This is a genomic window from Nostoc sp., assembly GCF_036917655.1.
In the GTDB taxonomy this organism is placed as follows: Bacteria; Cyanobacteriota; Cyanobacteriia; order Cyanobacteriales; family Nostocaceae; genus Nostoc.
Window position 1 is genome coordinate 166,352 of record NZ_JBALCY010000065.1, and the last position, 19,571, is coordinate 185,922.

The 19,571-nt window shown below is 40.9% G+C and carries 8 protein-coding genes; all 8 read left to right on the top strand.

From position 1 onward, the window contains the following. Window positions 1-6 precede the first annotated feature (6 nt). The 8 genes from V7K30_RS22580 to V7K30_RS22615 all read left to right on the top strand — a co-directional run bounded on the left by V7K30_RS22580 (window position 7) and on the right by V7K30_RS22615 (window position 19,532). A complete protein-coding gene (locus tag V7K30_RS22580; RefSeq protein WP_335003060.1) occupies window positions 7-963 on the top strand; it encodes an aspartyl/asparaginyl beta-hydroxylase domain-containing protein in 957 nt (318 codons plus the stop codon). A 126-nt stretch (window positions 964-1,089) separates the two neighbouring features. Further along, the gene (locus tag V7K30_RS22585; protein WP_335003061.1) at window positions 1,090-1,950 is read left to right on the top strand and encodes a cupin-like domain-containing protein; all 861 of its coding nucleotides are present in this window, start codon (window positions 1,090-1,092) and stop codon (window positions 1,948-1,950) included. Window positions 1,951-2,011: 61 nt separating this feature from the next. Then, the gene (locus V7K30_RS22590) at window positions 2,012-3,583 is read left to right on the top strand and encodes a condensation domain-containing protein (protein WP_335003063.1); all 1,572 of its coding nucleotides are present in this window, start codon (window positions 2,012-2,014) and stop codon (window positions 3,581-3,583) included. Window positions 3,584-3,603: 20 nt separating this feature from the next. Next, on the top strand, window positions 3,604-4,632 hold the full coding sequence (locus V7K30_RS22595; RefSeq protein ID WP_335003065.1) for a TauD/TfdA family dioxygenase: 1,029 nt from the start codon (window positions 3,604-3,606) through the stop codon (window positions 4,630-4,632). A gap of 19 nt (window positions 4,633-4,651) precedes the next feature. Continuing rightward, complete coding sequence (locus tag V7K30_RS22600; RefSeq protein ID WP_335003067.1) at window positions 4,652-7,894, top strand: non-ribosomal peptide synthetase; 3,243 nt, start codon at window positions 4,652-4,654, stop codon at window positions 7,892-7,894. Window positions 7,895-7,903: 9 nt separating this feature from the next. Further along, complete coding sequence (locus tag V7K30_RS22605; RefSeq protein ID WP_442941093.1) at window positions 7,904-12,787, top strand: aminotransferase class III-fold pyridoxal phosphate-dependent enzyme; 4,884 nt, start codon at window positions 7,904-7,906, stop codon at window positions 12,785-12,787. Window positions 12,788-12,984: 197 nt separating this feature from the next. Beyond that, window positions 12,985-18,426, top strand: a complete 5,442-nt coding sequence (locus tag V7K30_RS22610) for a beta-ketoacyl synthase N-terminal-like domain-containing protein (RefSeq protein ID WP_335003069.1) — start codon at window positions 12,985-12,987, stop codon at window positions 18,424-18,426. Between the two features lie 224 nt (window positions 18,427-18,650). Beyond that, entirely contained in the window at window positions 18,651-19,532 is an 882-nt protein-coding gene (locus tag V7K30_RS22615) for a TauD/TfdA family dioxygenase (RefSeq protein WP_335003071.1), read from the top strand. The last annotated feature ends 39 nt before the right edge of the window (window positions 19,533-19,571 follow it).

Sequence of the window (19,571 nt, forward strand, 5' to 3'; positions counted from 1 at the left end):
TTTGATATGACTATTCAATCATCACTTTCTTTCTCTGAAATTATTGGGCTGAGTTTTTTGACAATTGGGCTGATTGTTGTCACAGTGTTAGTTATATATCTGCTGAAAAGATTGTGGCAAAACAACATTACCTTCTTCCTTTGGTTGCTTAAATTATTAAAATTTTTGTACCCAAAAGAAAATGTTCACCGTTTTGAAGAGACAATTAAATTAGTAGCTAGATCAACTCTCAATTTAACTGATAAATCAAGCAAATTTGTCTATTCTGGTATTACTCACAAACCCTGGTACGAATTTGATGATTATAAAATTTTAAGATTTGTATCAAACACCCTAAAAGAAGGATTGAATGATATAGAAGATGAATGTATGGCTTATTTTTTATCTGAGCATAGTGTTCATAGTATTGTTCCAAAACACAAGCCAAGCGAAATATTTGGAGAATCGTTCAAGGATAAAGATGAAAGCTGGAAATATAATTTAATTTGGACACAGGGGAAATTTACAGAAGCAGCTTTGTCTCTTTTTCCAAAGACAGTAAATATTGTCACCAAGCTGAAACCTTTTATATATCCTTTAGCCGGAGAAGTGGCATTTTTGGTCATGGAACCTGGAGTTGTCATACCACCACACGCTGACTCGGAAATAAATCTTTCTTTAAACTGTCATTTTGGAATAAAAACCCCAGAGGGTTGTGGTATAAAAGTCGGAGGTGAAACACGAAGTTGGACTAGAGGAGAGATTTTATGTTTTGACAATAGCTTTACACACGAAGCCTGGAATAAAGGTCAAGAAAAGAGAGTAGTTTTGATGTTAGATATATATCATCCTGAACTGACAAAAATTGAAAAATATCTACTAAAATTAGCACTCAAGGATTTAAATTTGCTAGGAATTGAAGGTGGATACAACAAAATACAAGATTCACAGTACTTAAATCAATTGTTGAAAAATTTTAAATAGATTCATCAATTAATCATACTTAATATGGCTATAGAACCTCTTTCTTCTTTCGACATTGTGAAATTGAGTTTTGTCTTAATTATATTGTTTTTTGCCACACGCATAATCGTTTATTTATTCAAGAGGATGTGGCAAAAAAACAAATGCAAGTTGGTATGGACATCGATTGATTTTGTTGAGCGTCGCAGTAATCTCTCATATGATGAGTTTGTGCAGGAATACGCATCTGTTGGCAAACCTGTTATCATCTCCGACGTGATGCAAGACTGGAAAGCTCTGACAAAGTGGACTTTGGATTTCTTCAAGTCGCAGTACGGCTCAATTGAGCACGTCGTAAAAAACGACAAAAATGAAGATCGGGCTTTCATGACTATTGCTGATTACATTGACTATATGAGTGTCAAAGATAGTGACGAATGTCTATATCTAGCTAATTGGGTAGTTTCTTATTACCCTGAACTTTTAGAAGACTACAAAGAACCCATTTACTTTTCTAATTGGTTTCAAAGGCTACCAAGAAAACTTTTACAAAAATACGAATATGATAACCCAGAAATATTTATAGGTCATAAGGGTACATCGGTCGGTCTTCACAAAGACCCTAGTAGTTGTGCCGCTTGGTTGGGACTGATTTCTGGACGGAAAAAAATTATTTTCTTTACACCAGAGCAAAAAGATGTTTTGTACGAAGGAAAAGTAGATGCCTTCGATCCTAATCTAGAAAAGTTTCCACTCTACACTAAAGCAAAGTCAGTGGAAGTCGTACTTGAACCAGGAGAAATTATTTATATTCCGCCGAACTGGTGGCATCAAGTAAAGAACCTAGAAAATAGCATCGGTATGGGAAATCTTTTTGTGAACGAATGCAACTCAGAATTAGTGTTTCAATCTTTTATTGAAAATAGTTCTATCAAAGGTTATCTTCTACCATTAATTTTGGAGTTTCCTTGGTTGAGTAGATTGATGCTTGCTGTTGGTTTACTTTAAACTTAATACTTCTCAAACAATTAGCACTTTCACATTTATTATTTGATATTGGTTTCTATAAATGAGTGACCTTTCCCAAAAAATTGCTGCTCTTACCCCAGGAAAACGTCAGCTTCTCCTGCAAAGGCTTCATAACAAAAAAGGGGAGGTCTTATTGCGATCGCAAATAGTCCCTCAAAGTCGAGAGTCAAACTCGTTTCCCCTATCTTTTGCCCAGCAGCGCCTGTGGTTTCTCGACCAGTTGCAGCCTGGTCATAGCGCCTACAACATCTTCCAGTCCATGCGTCTGCGAGGATGGCTAAATGTGGCGGTGTTGGAGCAAAGCTTCAACGAAGTGATGAAGCGTCACGAAATCTTAAGAACCACATTCACTACAGTAGATGGTCAACCAATACAAGTTATTGCTCCGACCCCTACTTTCAGACTACTACTGGTAGATTTGCAAGAACTTCCCAAAGACAAGAGGGAAGCTGAGGTTCTGCGACTGGCTGATAAAGAAGCTCAACACTCCTTCAACTTAGCCAAAGATCCCTTACTCCGAGTGACTCTACTGCGGCAAAGCGAGACAGATCATGCGCTATTGTTGACCATGCATCACATCATCTCTGACGGCTGGTCAATAGGCGTGCTTATTTGTGAGATTGCAGCCCTTTACGAAGCCTTTTCTCATGGAAAATCCAGCCTTCGGCACGCTACGCTAACACCGCTTCCTAAACTATCCATCCAGTATGCAGACTTTGCCGTTTGGCAACGACAATGGTTACAAGGAGAGCAACTAGAAACTCAACTTGCTTATTGGAAGCAGCAGTTGGGTGATAGCCTACCTACACTAGAACTGCCTACTGACCGTCCCCGACCAAGAATTCAGACTTTCTCAGGAGCAAGAGAGTCTCTGGGGTTACCCAAAACCTTATCCGAGAAGCTTAAGGCTCTCAATCAACGGCAAGGCATTACGCTATTTATGATACTGCTTGCAGCATTTCAGACTTTGCTTTTCTGGTACACAGGACAGGAAGATATCGTCGTGGGTACTGATATCGCTAACCGTAACCAAGCTGAGACCAAAGAATTGATCGGGTTCTTTGCCAACCAACTGGTGTTGCGTACAGATTTATCAGGAAATCCTACCTTTCTAGAGTTACTAGAACGAGTCCGCGAAATGACCCTGGAAGCCTATGCTCATCAGGATCTACCCTTTGACAAACTGGTAGATGCTCTAAATCCGAAACGGGAGTTGAATCGCTCACCGTTGTTTCAGGTAAAGCTAGTCTTGGAAAATACCCAAACCCCCTCTTTGGAGCTTCCAGGTCTGACTATAAACTCCTTGAAGGTCGAAAACAAAACAGTGCAGTTTGACTTGCTCCTGGAGTTAAACGAGACAGAGCAAGGACTATTTGGTGTATGGGAATATAATACAGACCTATTTGACACTGCCAGTATTGTCCAGATGTCGAGAAATTTTGAAGCACTTCTGGGGAAAATTGCGACACATCCACAAGCCAAATTAAATGAGCTAAAAGCATTTCTCAGTGAAGCAGATAAGCAGCAGAATCTCACCAGAGAAGAAGCTTATCAAAGCACTATACAGAAAAAATTAAGAAACGTTAAACGTAGAGCTAATAGCAGACCGTAAGCAAGAAGGAAATACAAATTATGACAAAACTTGAATCTCTAGCTTCTGTAAGACGCAAAGCTGTCAACATATCCCAAGAAGACTTAATAAAAACTGAGTTTATTCATCTAGGAACTAACTTCCCTTTGGTGATAAAACCTAGGATAAAAGGTGTAAATCTGCAAAAATGGGCTAAGAACAATCGGGAATTTTTGAAAGCAGAATTATTACAATATGGAGCCATACTTTTTCGAGATTTCAAAGTCAAATCAATAGAAGAATTTGAGCAAATTATCGCAGCTATTTGCCAAGAGGCGATGGAATATCGTTATCGGGCATCTCCACGAACTCAAGTAGGTGGGAGAATTTATACTTCAACTGATTACCCTGCTGAACAAAGTATTTTTCCTCACAATGAACACGCTTACTCTCCTACTTTTCCGTTGAAAATCTTCTTTTTTTGTATGAGTCCAGCAGTGGAGGGAGGAGAAACTCCAATTGGTAGTTGTCGAAAGGTTTTTGAGCGGATTCACCCAGATATACGCGATCGCTTCATCCAAAAGAAAGTTATGTATATGCGTAACTTTGGTGATGGATTTGGTCTTCCTTGGCAAACTGTATTTCAAACAACAGACAAAACTAAGGTAGAGGAGTACTGCCAAACCAATGGAATTACGGTTGAATGGAAAGCAGGCGATCGCTTAAGAACTCGACAAGTTGGGCCAGCTGTTCTTAAACATCCTCAAACAGATGAAATGGTCTGGTTCAATCACGCAACTTTTTTCCACGTTTCTACATTGGAACCAACAATCCGCGATTCGTTCTTAAGAAACTTACCAGAAGAAGATTTACCAACTAATACATATTACGGTGATGGTTCTGTAATTGAGCCATCAGTGTTAGCTGATCTACGATCTGCTTATCAACAGGAAATGGTCACTTTTTCCTGGGAACAAGGAGATGTATTGATGCTGGATAATATGTTATCAATACATGCCCGTAAGCCATTTGTTCCTCCCAGAAAAATTTTAGTCGGAATGGCTGAACCTTATACACCCCTAAACATCTAACTAACACCGAGGTATAAACATGCAAGTAGAAAGTATGGAGGGGTTTAGACTTTCACCTCAACAAGAGCATCTCTGGTTACTACAACAAATTGATCAAAGTTGGGCTTATCGTAGCGATTGTGCAATTTTAATTGCTGGTAATGTTGATATCAATAATTTAGAATTAGCATTGCAAGATGTTGTCAATCGTCATGAGATTCTTCGCACCAGTTTTACTTGTCTATCTGGAATGACTATTCCAGTACAAGTAATTACAGATAGCAAAGTCATATTGGATAACAACGATGATCTTAGTAATTTGAACCCTCAAGAACAAGAGGCCAAAATTGAAGCGAGATTTCAAAAAAATCACCAGCAAGTTTTCGACTTTGAACAAGGTTTAATTTTACATACATCACTACTAACTCTTTCGCCAGAAAAACATCTATTATTTATCAGTTTGCCTGCTCTGTGTGCAGACACTGTTAGTCTCAATTGTTTATTGCGAGAACTGACTATTTCTTACTTAGGAAACTTGGACGAGGAATCTTCAGAAGATCCGCTACAGTATGCAGATTTTTCAGAATGGCAAAATCAAATACTGGAAGCGGAGGAAACACAAATAGGAAGAAAATATTGGCAACAGCAAGACTTATCTGCTGTGATAAATACAAAGTTTCTTTATGAAAAACATATCTCTGAAAATCAGAAATTTAATCCAAAATTAGTAAATTCAATTATTGCCCCGGAATTAGTAGCGAATATTGAAGCATTAGCCGAAAAGTATAATACTTCTGCTTCTATATTTTATCTAACTTGCTGGCTGGTTCTGCTCCAAAGACTGAGCGGACAATCCGAGATGCTCGTTGCTACGGGAGTTGATGGCAGAAAATATGAGGAACTCAAAGGAGCATTAGGACTTTTTGCCAAATATTTACCACTTCATTGTCATTTAGAAGATAATTTTCAATTCAGTCAAATCTTGCAGCAACTTCATGAGTCTGTAGAATCTATCTCCAAATGGCAGGAGTCTTTTACTTGGGAACAAATATTAGGAGTAGATACTAAATCAGATATTTTGCCTTTTGTACCCGTGGGCTTTGATTTTGCTGAAGAACATACACAGTATAGTGCAGGAGATATATCGTTTTGCATTCATCAGCTTTATACCTGCACTGAGCGTTTCAACATTAAACTCTCTTGTAGACCTAAAGATAATTTTTTAAGTGCAGAATTTCATTATGACTCTAACCTGTTCTCTGCACAGGATATTGTCGATTTAGCAGAGCAATTTCACAAGTTGGTAGAAAGTGCCACGGATCATCCAGAAGCTGCAATCAGTGAATTAGAAATTTTAAGCGATCGCGCCCGAAATCAACTTCTATTTGAGTTCAATCAAACACAAACTAATTACCCACAAGATAAGTGTATTCACCAGTTATTTGAAGAACAAGTAGAGCGGACACCAAACAATATTACCGTTACATTTTCTGACAAGAAACTTACCTACAGTGAACTAAACGCTCGTGCTAATCAAATGGCTCACTACTTACAAAGGTTCGGAGTTGGGCCAGAGGTATTGGTGGGAATTTGTGTCGAGCGATCGCTCGAAATGATTGTTGCTATTCTGGGCATTCTCAAAGCTGGTGGAGCTTATCTTCCACTCGATCCAAATTATCCATCAGAGCGTTTATCCTTCATATTAAAAGATACCAAAACGCTAGTATTATTGACTCAGCAACGACTGCTTTCGGGTTTACCAGCCCACAACGCCCAAACAATTTGCTTGGATACGGCTTGGGAAATTATTACTCAGGAGAGTCAAGAAAATCCCCCACTCAAAACCCATAGTGAAAACTTAGCTTATGTCATTTACACCTCTGGTTCTACAGGTCAACCCAAAGGAGTACAGATTGCCCATCGCCACTTAGTAAACTCTACAATTGCGCGGATTAGTTACTATCAAGAACCTGTTAGCAGCTTCTTATTACTTTCTTCTTTTGCTTTCGATAGTTCTGTGGCAGGTCTTTTTTGGACTATTTGTTCGGGAGGAATTCTTTGTCTTCCTCAAGAAGGATTACAATTGGAAATCCCAAAACTATTAGAGTTAATCGTCCAAAATCATGTCTCCCATCTATTAAGCCTTCCATCTCTGTATGCTATTTTATTGGAGGAGGCAAAATCGGAACAATTAACATCACTTCGCACCGTCATTGTTGCTGGTGAATCTTGTCCAATAGAGTTAGTAGAACGTCATCACCAATTGCAATCAAAACCATCTTTATTTAATGAGTATGGGCCAACGGAAGGCACAGTTTGGAGCAGTGTATATCCTTGTGGCTCTCAACAAACCAGAGCGCAAGTATCGATTGGTAAACCCATTGCTAATATGCAGATTTATCTACTTGACTCTCATTTGCAACCTGTTCCTATTAGCGTTATCGGTGAAGTCTATATCAGTGGTGATGGTTTAGCTAGAGGCTATCTCAACCAAGCCGCTTTAACTAGCGAAAAGTTCATTCCCAACCCATTTAGCGATCGCCCAGGAATACGCCTTTACAAGACGGGAGATTTAGCTTGTTATCTGAGTGATGGCAACATTGAATTTCTGGGAAGGCTTGACCAGCAAGTTAAAATCCGGGGTTATCGGATTGAACTAGGAGAGATTGAGGCGGTACTGGGTCAACATCCAGAGGTGGGGGAGGTTGTAGTTATAGCCCAAAAGGACAAACTTCAGGATATGCGCCTCGTAGCATATTTGGTTCCCAACCAGCAGGCAAGTGTTCTCATTAGCGAACTTCGCCGCTACTTGTTGGATCATCTGCCTGAATATATGGTACCGTCAGCCTTTGTTCTGCTCAAGGAAATGCCACTGTTGCCCAACGGCAAGGTAGATCGTCGGGTGCTACCCGATCAGCCACAGCTGAATCTGGAAGAAAACCTTGTGGCTCCTGAGACTGAACTTGAGCAAATTATTGCTACAATTTGGCAAGAGGTACTTCATATCGAGAAAGTAGGCATTTATCACAATTTCTTCGATCTCGGCGGTCATTCATTGCTGATGGTTCAGATACACAGCAAACTGGATCAAACTCTTAACAAGAATATATCAATTGTTGAAATGTTTCAATATCCAACTATCAGCGCGTTGGCAAAACATTTAAGTCAGCAATTAGCGGAAAAACCTGATTTGCAACCAAGCGATGATTTAGTTAAGACTCGTAGAGAATCCAAGAAGCAACAAAGACAACTCCGACAAAAACATCAAGAAACAAGCCAGTAGGAGGAGGCTATGATGGATCAATCAAGTACATTTGATAGCCTCGATGAAATTGCGATCGTTGGCATGAATGGTCGTTTTCCTAGAGCCAAAAATATCGAACAGTTTTGGCAGAATCTCCGAGATGGTGTCGAGTCAATTTCTTTTTTCAGGGATGAAGAATTGTTGTCTTCTGGCATTGACCCAGCGATGCTGAGTCAATCTCAGTATGTCAAAGCCGGATATGTATTAGAAGATATTGAGTTATTTGACGCTACATTCTTTGATTTTTCGGCGAAAGAAGCCCAAATCACTGATCCACAACACCGTTTATTCCTAGAGTGTGCTTGGGAAGCTCTTGAAGGAGCCGGCTACGATTCTGAAATATATACAGGTCGGATTGGTGTTTACGCTGGTGGCAGTCTAAACACGTACTTCCTATCGAACCTTTATACACAACCTAATATTATAGAATCGGTGGGCAGTTACCGAATTTCCATTGGCAATAGTCAAGATTTTCTGCCTACCTATGTCTCATATAAATTAAACCTTAAGGGGCCAAGCATTAACGTCCAAACTGCCTGCTCGACTTCATTAGTTGCCGTTCATTTAGCTTGCCAAAGCTTACTGAATGGCGAAAATGACATTGCTCTGGCAGGTGGTGTTTCGATCCAAGTGCCACACAAAGCTGGTTATCGCCATCAGCAAGGGGGAATTATGTCTCCCGATGGACACTGCCGTGCTTTTGATGCCAAAGCCCAAGGAACTATTAGCGGCAACGGCGTGGGTATTGTAGTTCTAAAGCGGTTAGAAGATGCTCTAGAAGATGGAGATTGCATTCATGCTGTAATTAAAGGTTCAGCTATTAACAACGATGGGTCTTTCAAAGTTGGTTTTACGGCTCCTAGTGTAGATGGGCAAGCAAAAGTGATTGCCGAGGCACTTGCAATGGCTAGGGTTGAATCTGAGACGATTAGCTATGTAGAGACTCATGGCACTGGCACAGTTTTAGGCGATCCCATTGAAATCGCAGCGCTGACACAAGCTTTTTGCCCTACTAATAAAAAGAACTATAGTAAAAACTATTGTGCGATCGCTTCAGTAAAAACCAATATCGGACATCTAGATGCTGCGGCTGGTGTTGCTGGTTTAATCAAGACAGTTCTCGCACTCAAACACCAGCAGATACCACCCAGCTTACACTTTGAGCAGCCCAATCCCCAGATTGATTTTGCTAACAGCCCCTTTTATGTTAACCACAAGCTTTCAGAATGGAAGTCGAATGGTAGTCCTCGCCGGGCGGGGGTTAGTTCCTTTGGGATTGGCGGTACCAATGCTCATGTGATTCTCGAAGAAGCTCCTGCTATTAAAACTTCTGGTTCTTCTCGCCCTTGGCAGCTATTGTTGCTCTCTGCTAAGACCAGTTCTGCACTAGAAACCGCAACGGCAAACTTAGGAAAGGACTTCAAGCAACATCCCGAACTCAACTTAGCCGATATTGCTTACACCCTTAAGCTGGGGCGAAGGGCTTTTGACCATCGCCGGATGTTGGTTTGTCAAAACCTTAATGATGCAGTGACAGTCTTAGAAATGCCTGTTTCAGATGGGGTTTTCACCAAATTCACCGAACCCTCTGGACAACAGATTGCATTTATGTTTCCCGGACAGGGTGCCCAGTATGTGGACATGGGTAGAGAACTATACGAGACTGAGACAATTTTCCGCAAACAGGTTGATTACTGTTGTGAATTTCTCAAATCTTATCTGAAGTTAGACCTGCGGACATTATTGTATCCGCATCAGCAGACGCAAGCAGCAACAGAGCAACTACAACAAACTCATATTACCCAAAGTGCAGTATTTGTAGTTGAGTACGCCTTGGCTCAGTTGTGGATAGCTTGGGGTATCCGTCCTTCTGCAATGATTGGTCACAGCATTGGAGAATATGTCGCAGCCTGCATTGCTGGTGTGTTCTCCTTAGAAGACGCATTGGTACTCGTAGCCAACCGAGGACGACTGATGCAGCAACTTCCATCGGGAATAATGATGGTTATTCCACTACCAGAGCAAAAAATCCAACCCTTGTTAGGCGAAAAACTTTCTCTAGCTGCAATCAACGCACCAGATATGTGCGTGGTTTCTGGATTGGAAGAAGCGGTTAATGACTTACAAAACCGATTGGCCGAGCAAGGTGTTAACTGTCGTCGTCTGCATACTTCCCATGCTTTTCATTCGCAAATGATGGACTCAATTGTAGAGCCATTTAGAGAGCAGTTAAGCAAAGCCAGCCTTAATTCTCCAATAATTCCCTTTATATCTAACGTCACTGGTACTTGGATAACTACAGCACAAGCAACAGACCCGAAATACTGGGCAAGACATTTACGAAAAACAGTACGCTTTAGCGAGGGAATTGCCGAATTGCTACAACAGCCAAAGCGAATTCTTTTGGAGGTTGGCCCAGGGCGGACATTAAGCATCTTAGCTAACAAGCAAAAAGCGCCTCAGCAAGTAGTTCTTTCTTCACTAAGACATCCACAGCATCAACAATCAGATGTGGAGTTTTTACTAAATACATTGGGCAAACTCTGGCTGGAGGGAATAAATGTAGATTGGTCAGAATTTTATGCCCACGAGCAACGTCATCGCATTCCCTTGCCCACATATCCTTGGGAGCGCAAAAGATACTGGATTGAGTCTTCTAAAGCTAATGATGTCAATCCATCGTCTAAAAAGGAAATTTCTGTGTCTCAACCAAAAGATGTCATAACTAACTCAAAGCCACCATTATCAATCAAAGCTCCAGAAGATACGCAAGTAGTTAACCAACCTATAGCAAATACAGCCATTGAAGAGATTATTTCACAGCATCTTCAGGTAATGTCTAAACTGGTAGACTTATTATCACAGGGAAGTTTACCCAAGGAAGTTTTGCCTTCATTGGCAGCTATCCAATATCAAAATGGACAAATTGCTCAAACCTCAACCAATGCCCCTACGTTTGGTGTAAATCAGTCTACATCTATTGGGGCAGAGTTTAAGCAACAAATCAAAGACCGGAAAATTGATCCGATACCCAAAGCTGCTGCTCAACAGAATGAGAAAGAATCGATAACTTCGTTGAGTCCCCGCCAGCAGAAACATTTGGATGCTTTAATTGCACGTTTTGTCAAGCGTACCCAAGAATCTAAACGACTCACGCAAGCTTATCGTTCTTACCATGCTAATAGCAGGGCAGTATCAGGCTTCTTCCCCTTTATTAAGGAGATGATATATCCCATCCACGCTCTACGCGGAGAGGGTGCTAGACTCTGGGATGTCGATGGCAATGAGTATGTAGACATTTCAATGGGGTTTGGTACGCTTTTATTTGGTCATTCGCCATCTTTTGCGATCGCAGCCATCCAAGAGCAGAGCAAGCAAGGTATACTACATGGCCCACAATCACGTCATGCAGGTCAATTAGCTGAGTTAATTTGCGAGTTAACGGGTGCGGAACGGACAGCTTTTTGTAACGATGGCACAGAAGCGGTTATGGCAGCTGTACGCATAGCACGTTCTGTTACAGGCCGCTCAAAAATTGCTTTATTTGCTGGTTCTTATCATGGTGGTTCTGATGGAGTTTTGGTCAAAGGAGTAACAGCCAACGACGGAACGCTGCGTTCTATCCCCATAACTTCAGGTATTCCCTCATATTTGGCTGAAGATGTGATGGTGCTAGAGTATGGTACTCCCGAATCTCTGAATATTCTTAAAAACCATGCTCATAACTTAGCAGCGATTTTAGTTGAGCCGATACAAAGCAGTCGGCCAGATTTGCAGCCGAAAGAGTTTCTATTTCAGCTAAGACAATTAACTCAAGAAACTGGAACTGTTTTAATTTTCGATGAGGTGGTTACTGGCTTTCGGATGCACCCAGGTGGTATCCAGGCTTTATGGGGCATTCAAGCAGATATCACTACCTATGGTAAAGCTGTTGCTGCTGGCATACCTATTGGGGTAGTGGCTGGTAAAGCTGTTTTCATGGATGCATTGGACGGAGGTATGTGGAACTATGGAGATGAGTCTTACCCCCAGACGAAAACAACTTTTTTCGCTGGTACTTTTTTCAAGCATCCTCTCGTTATGGCTGTCGCTTGGGCTGTACTCAATCACATTAAGAACAACGGAGCCAAACTTCAGGAGGAGTTAAATCAACGGACAACACAATTAGCCGAAATTCTTAATAGTTACTTTGAACAAAATCTAGTACCAATTCAAGTAGTTAATTTTGGCTCTCTCTTCCGTTTTAATTGCCAGACTAAACTTAGTAATTTGCTTTTCTACCACCTGCTTGAAAAAGGGATTTATGTGTGGGAAGGCCGCACTTTTTATCTATCTACAGCCCATACTGATGAAGATATTGAGCAGGTGATTTTGGCAGTAAAGGAAAGTATAGTTGAAATGCAACAAGGGGGATTTTTTCCATCTGAACTCAATAATAAAACTGGTGGATTATCAAATAATTTTGATTTAGCTACTGAGTCAATCCTAGTTACTTCAAGCGCAAAGTCCGCTGATGAGTTATTTGAAACCCTGGTTGAGCAGATGCCTGATGCTTTGGGGAATACTTCTGCTGCTTCCCGTAAAAAGGTTGAGCAAGCTATTGGTGACATTTGGCAAGAACTTTTTGGTTTTGACAACGTGAATATTCACGACAACTTCTTTGAGTTGGGTGGTGATTCTTTAACAGCTCTGCAAGCTATTTCTCTGTTAAACAAAAAATTAGATGTTGACATCCCTATAGAGAGCATTTACGAAGCACCAACCATAAATTCTCTTGCGAATATTATATACCCTGAACAGAATGAAATGCTTTCTGCTAAAGAAAGTATTTCTCGTGGTCAAAGACGAAGGGAGAAAAGAAATGAACGATAGTACTATAGTAATCCTATTTAAATTAGAAAAATTATCGAACCGCCAAAAGCGCCTTCTTTGCAAGAGGCTCCGCCAACGCGCAGCGTCTCGTAGAGAATAAAAAAACAAATAATTTACGAAATTATTTAAGAATGCCGTAGAAAAAATAGCGAATACTAATCAGTAGTATTAATAAATTAACAAAAAGATAAATTATTATGAACAAATTAGAAAAAATTAATGACGTAGATGAGGCAGATATAGCTGTTATTGGTCTATCTGGGCGGTTTCCCAAAGCTACAAATATTGAAGAATTTTGGCAGAATTTGCGAGATGGAGTAGAATCAATTTCATTTTTTTCTGCTCAAGAATTAGAGTCTGCGGGGATAGACTCTGTTACGCTTAGTAACCCCAACTATGTAAAAGCAGCAGTTCCATTAGAAGATATGGATTTGTTTGATGCGTCATTCTTCGGCTATAACCCTAGAGACGCTGAAATTATGGACCCCCAACACCGCATTTTTTTAGAGTGTGCATATATTGCGCTTGAAAATGCTGGCTATGACTCCCGAAGATATTCTGGTTCAATCGGGGTTTACGCTGGTTCAACTATAAGTAATTATTTGTTCAATCTTTATTCAAACTCCAACATTAGAGAATTAGCAAGCGATGTGGAAATTAGTCTGGGAAATCATCCCGATTATCTTCCGATGCGCGTCTCTTTCAAATTAAATCTAACTGGGCCAAGTTATGCAATTCAAACTTCCTGCTCTACTTCTTTAGTTGCTGTCCATGTTGCCTGCCAAAGCTTACTCAATTACGAATGTGATATCGCCTTGGCGGGTGGCATTTCGATATTGGATATGCAACCAAAAAGTGGCTATCACTATCAAGAAGATGGGGTTTTATCTCCTGACGGACACTGCCGCGCCTTTGATGCTAAGGCAAAGGGAACTATTTTCGGTAGCGGTGTAGGAATTGTGGTTCTCAAGAGGTTAAAGGATGCGATCGCTGATGGCGATCGCATTCATGCAATAGTTAAAGGTTCTGCCGTCAATAATGACGGTTCTTTGAAAGCTGGATTCACAGCTCCCAGTGTGGAAGGTCAAACGGAGGTGATTGCCGAAGCCATTGCTGCTGCTGGGGTAGAAGCTGAAACTATCACTTACGTAGAGACACATGGGACAGGAACACCACTAGGCGATCCTATAGAAATTAAAGCTCTGACAAAAGCTTTTCGTACCAGTACACTCAAGCGCGGTTTCTGTGCTATTGGTTCAGTGAAAACCAATGTTGGACATCTGGATGCGGCAGCTGGGATCGCGGGCTTAATTAAGACGATTCTGGCTCTCAAACATAAACAAATACCACCTAGCTTACATTGTGAGCAGCCCAATCCCCAGATCGACTTTGCTAGCAGTCCCTTCTATGTTAATACTGCACTAACAGAATGGAAATCGGGCATAATTCCTCGTCGGGCTGGAATTACTTCTCTTGGTTTTGGTGGAACCAACGCCCATGTGATTGTTGAAGAGGCTCCTTTTATGGAAGCGTCTAACCCTGGGCGAACCCATAAGTTGTTAATGCTGTCTGCTAAAACTAGTTCTGCTTTAGAAACCGCCACAGTCAATCTGGCAAATCATCTTAAGCAGTATCCCAATTTGAACCTGGCTGATGTGGCTTACACTCTCCAGGTTGGTCGTCAGACTTTCAACCATCGTCGGATACTGGTGTGTGAGACAATTGAAGATGCGGTTGAAGCACTGCATACTTTGGAAGCTCAAACAGCTTTCACCCACTACCAACAGCCTTGTAATCGACGTGTCGTATTTATGTTTCCTGGACAGGGAGCACAGTCCGTGAATATGGCTCAGGAATTGTACCAGAGGGAACCCAAATTTACGGAGGAAGTCGATAGCTGCTGCCTGATTCTAAAACCTTACTTAGGGCTAGATTTACGAGATATTCTCTATCCAAGCGAAGCACAAACTGAAACAGCTACAAAACAATTAAAACAAACTTCTATTATCCAAAGTGCGCTATTTGTGATTGAGTACGCCTTATCCAAATTGTGGATGGCTTGGGGTGTGCTACCAGAAGCAATGATTGGTCACAGCATTGGGGAATATGTGGCAGCAACTCTTTCCGGGGTTTTCTCCCTCAAAGATGCTTTGGCGATAGTAGCTGAAAGAGGACGACTGATGCAGCAACTTCCAAAAGGTGCGATGCTCTCCGTTCAACTTTCTGAACAAGAGGTGCAACCTCTGCTTGGAAAAGAGCTTGCTCTTGCGGGAATCAATAGTCCTTCCTTATGTGTTGTTTCTGGTTCGACAGATGTCATCGATAAATTGCAGCAGCAACTATCTCAGAAAGACGTAAGTTGTCGAAAACTGCATACATCCCATGCCTTTCATTCTCAGATGATGGATGCGATCATCGAGCCATTCACCGAGTTACTCCAAAAAGTCAAGCGAAATCCACCGCAAATTCCATTTATCTCTAATGTAAGTGGCACTTGGATTACCACAGCCCAAGCAATAGACCCTCACTATTGGGCAAGGCATTTACGGCAAACTGTGCGCTTTGGCGAAGGGATGACTGAATTGTTGAAAGAACCAGAGCGAATTTTACTAGAGGTTGGCCCAGGAAGGACATTGAGTACTTTCGCTAAACAGCATTATAATTTGGAGCCTGTGGTGCTGACTTCCATCCGCCATCCCCAGGAGCAACAGTCAGATGGAGCATTTCTACTCAATACTTTGGGTCGCCTCTGGCTTTTCGGAGTTCAAGTAGACTGGTCTGGCTTTTACGCCAACGAACAGCGTTATCGCATCCCCTTACCAACATATCCATTTGAGCGTCAGCGTTACTGGATTTCGCCACAAGCGCAGCCACGTGATGTCCGCGCTACGCAAGGATCACTGAGTAAAAAGCCGGATATCGCTGACTGGTTCTACCTACCTTTATGGAAGCAATCTGCACCGCCAGGATTGATTTGTAAAGGAGATGTAGCAGAGCAAAAGTTTTGCACGCTTGTGTTTATCGATGAGTGCGGCTTGGGTTCTCAACTAGTAAAACGACTCGAACAGCAGGGAAAAGATGCGATCGCAATCAAGATAGGATCAGAATTCTCTAAACTAAGCGATCGCTTATATACCCTCAATCCTCGACAAAGTAATGATTACGATGCGTTGCTTAATGAACTCTCAGCACAAAACAAGATCCCCAGCATAATTGTTCATCTATGGAGTGTCACACCAGACTACCGTGCAGAATCAGAACTTGAGTGGTTTGATAGCGCTCAATATTTGGGATTCTACAGCCTGCTGTTTCTCACCCAGGCACTTGGAAAGCAGAATTGGACTGATAAGTTTCAAATCACGATTGTCTCCAACAATATACAATCAGTAACAGCAGAAGAAATGCTATGCCCAGAGAAAGCAACTGTACTGGGCCCGATTAAAGTCATTCCTCAAGAATACTCAAACATCAGCTGTCGTAGTATTGATGTTGCTCTTTTAAAGCAAGGAAGTTGGCAAGAGGAGAAACTTTTAGACCATTTACTGGACGAGCTACAAACTCAATCCTCAGAGTTGGTTATAGCCTACCGTGGTTTGAATCGTTGGGTGCAAACTTTTGAGCCAGTGCGATTGTCAGAAGCTAAGGGAAAAACATCAAGATTACGCAACGGCGGAGTCTATTTAATTACTGAGGGTTTGGGAAATATTGGACTGATACTGGCGGAGTCTCTAGCTCAGACAGTGCAAGCAAAACTCGTCTTGATTGGACAGAAGAATCTTCCAGAAAAAGGTGAGTGGTTCAGATGGCTAGAAAGTCATGATGATCGGGATGAAGTGAGCCGCAAAATCAGGAAAGTGCAAGCGTTAGAGAAGTTAGGAGCCGAGGTTTTAATTTTGAGCGCAGATGTGACCAACTTTGAACAGATGCAAAGTGCGATCGCATTTGTCACGGAGCATTTTGGCGACATACATGGCGTTATTTACGCAACAGAGATTGTGGACGACAATTCACAAAAATCTGTTCAAGAAATTTCTGAAACTGATTGTCAGTATCAATTTCAATCAAAGGCTCATGGACTATTCGTACTAGAAAAAGTTTTGCAGGGGAGAGAGCTTGATTTTTATCTGTTGATATCTTCTTTATCATCCATTTTAGGAGGATTAAGATCCATCGCTTATTCAGCAGCGAACATTTTTATGGATATTTTTGCTCAAAAACAAAATCAAACAAATCCTGTCCCCTGGATTGGTGTTAATTGCGTAGGCGTAGCCCGTCGTAGACATCGTTGGCAACTGGGAGAAGAACAAAACACAGCTAAAACAACATTAGCTGAATTATTTATCACCCCAGAAGAAGGCATAAAAGCTTTTCAACGTATTTTAACAAGTGGGAAAATAACTCAAGTTGTTGTCTCCCCAGGAGATTTACAAGCTAGGTTCGATCAATGGCTGAAGTTAGAATCTTTAGGCGATGTTGAGCAGACCTCTTTTGCTGGGGACATAAAAGAGAAATTAGCTTCAACAAGTCTTGCCAGAATACTCCATGCCCGCCCCAATCTAGGAAATAATTATGTTGCTCCTCACACTCATATTGAACAAACCCTTGCTCAGATATGGCAAGAAATTCTTTGTATTGAGCGCTTGGGCATCAACGACGACTTTTTTGAGCTTGGAGGACACTCGCTTTTGGCTGTACATCTAATAGCTAAAATTAAGAAACAGTTGGGACACAATATTCAACTATCTGCCCTTTTCCAGGGCCCAACTATCAAACACTTAGCGAATATCTTGCACGAGCAGGCTAATCACCAAACCTCGTCTCCCTTGGTAACAATTCAACCTCAGGGTTCCAAGCCACCTCTGTTTTTCGTCCATCCAATAGGTGGAAATATTTTTTGCTACTACGAATTATCACTTCATTTGGGTTCAGATCAACCATTCTACGCGCTGCAAGCAGTAGGTCTGAATGGAGAATCGCAGCCCCACACCCGAATAGAAGATATGGCAACCAAGTATATCGAAGCACTACGCGAAATTCAGCCGAATGGCCCATATTTTCTTGGAGGTTGGTCTATGGGCGGTATTGTAGCTTTTGAAATGGCAACTCAGTTACTAAGATATGGTGAGCAAGTTGCCATGCTTGCCATGATAGACAGTCCAGTACCAGTTAACAGCGAACAAACTACAGAGATTGATGACTATGATGATGTGAAAATGTTAGCCGACTTTGCCATAGATATGGCACGTTCTGCTGGGAAAAACTTATCGGGTTCGGTTGACCAACTTCGGGGAATGACGCTGGACGAGCAATTAAACTATTTTTTAGAGCAGGCAAGGATAGTTAACCTCGTGCCTTTGGATTTTGAACTAGAACAGCTTCGTTGTCTTCTGAAGGTTTTTCAGAGTAACGTTTTAGCTTTACAGATTTATGTACCACCAGTTTATCCAAACCAAATTGTATACTTTAAAGCTAGCGATGAAGTATCTAATGAATTGCATAATCCTACTTTAATTTGGGCTGGACTTTCACGTAAACCAATAGAGATTATTGCTATCCCTGGCAATCATTACACAATTATTACCAAGCCTAATATTCAGAATGTTGTAGAGCATTTGAATGCTTTTATCAATCAAATTTAAAAAAAAATGAATTTTTCATTAAAAAGTCGACGTGATATTACTCGAAAATAATCATCCTGACTCATTTTTTAAAATATGTGTGTTTTAAAAACTTTACTGTTGACTAGTTATCAAAACTTAAATAATTTAATTTTTACAAGATGTTTAATATGTTTTTTATTTTTTAGTCTGGAAGCGACATCTATATTAGCAAAGCAACATAAATTACCTAAATAATCGGAGAAATGGATGCTATGATCAGTCAAACCGAGCCACTAGGCACTAGTACAGGAAAGATACTATATAGTAGTAATTGCCAAAATATTTTTCACATCTCCGTAGCAGAGACTATGGAGCTATTCAAGTCATCTGGAGTTATTCTTTTTCGAGGTTTTGGGGTAACTGCCAACCAGATGAAAGATTTTTCAGAACAATTTAGTGACAAACACATCATAGACTTTACAAAAGTCAGCATTAATTCTGATAAGTTTGTCAATTTTGTAGATGGCGGGATGGATGGTCTTATTCCTCATTGTGAAAATTCTTGTTTTCCCTTTCGACCTGATGTTATTTGGTTTTGCTGTACTGTACCAGCCGAGCAAGAAGGCGAAACTTTATTCTGGGATGGTGTTCGAGTGTGGGAGGAGCTAAGTCAAGAGTCGAAACAGTTATTTCTTTCCAAGCAACTCAAGTTTTCTTATAATAATGTTCCTGTTGATACATTGAAGGGAATAACAGGTTCCGATGCTAATACCATAGACGATATTAAGCGAATATTGGACAGTCTTGATGGTGTAAGTTATCAGTTTAACGATGATCAAACTGTTTCTGTCGAATATACTTGTTCATCTATCGTAAAAAACAAATATAGTCATCAAAATGCATTTGCCAATCACTTTTGGGTATATCAGAAAAAGACAGAAGAAGCAATTTTTGATGACGGTTCAAGAGCTTCTGATGAAGTCGCTGACGAAATTGAGATAATCTTTGACAAGTTAACGGAAAAGATCCCTTGGGAAGCAGGTGATCTGGTAATGATGGATAATTCAAGATTTCTCCACGGTCGTAGAGCATTTAACGATAACCGACGGCAAGTTTTTACTACCCTAAGTAACCTGAAGTTTTAATAAGCTGTTTCACATTTGACTCGCATATTAACGCGAGTA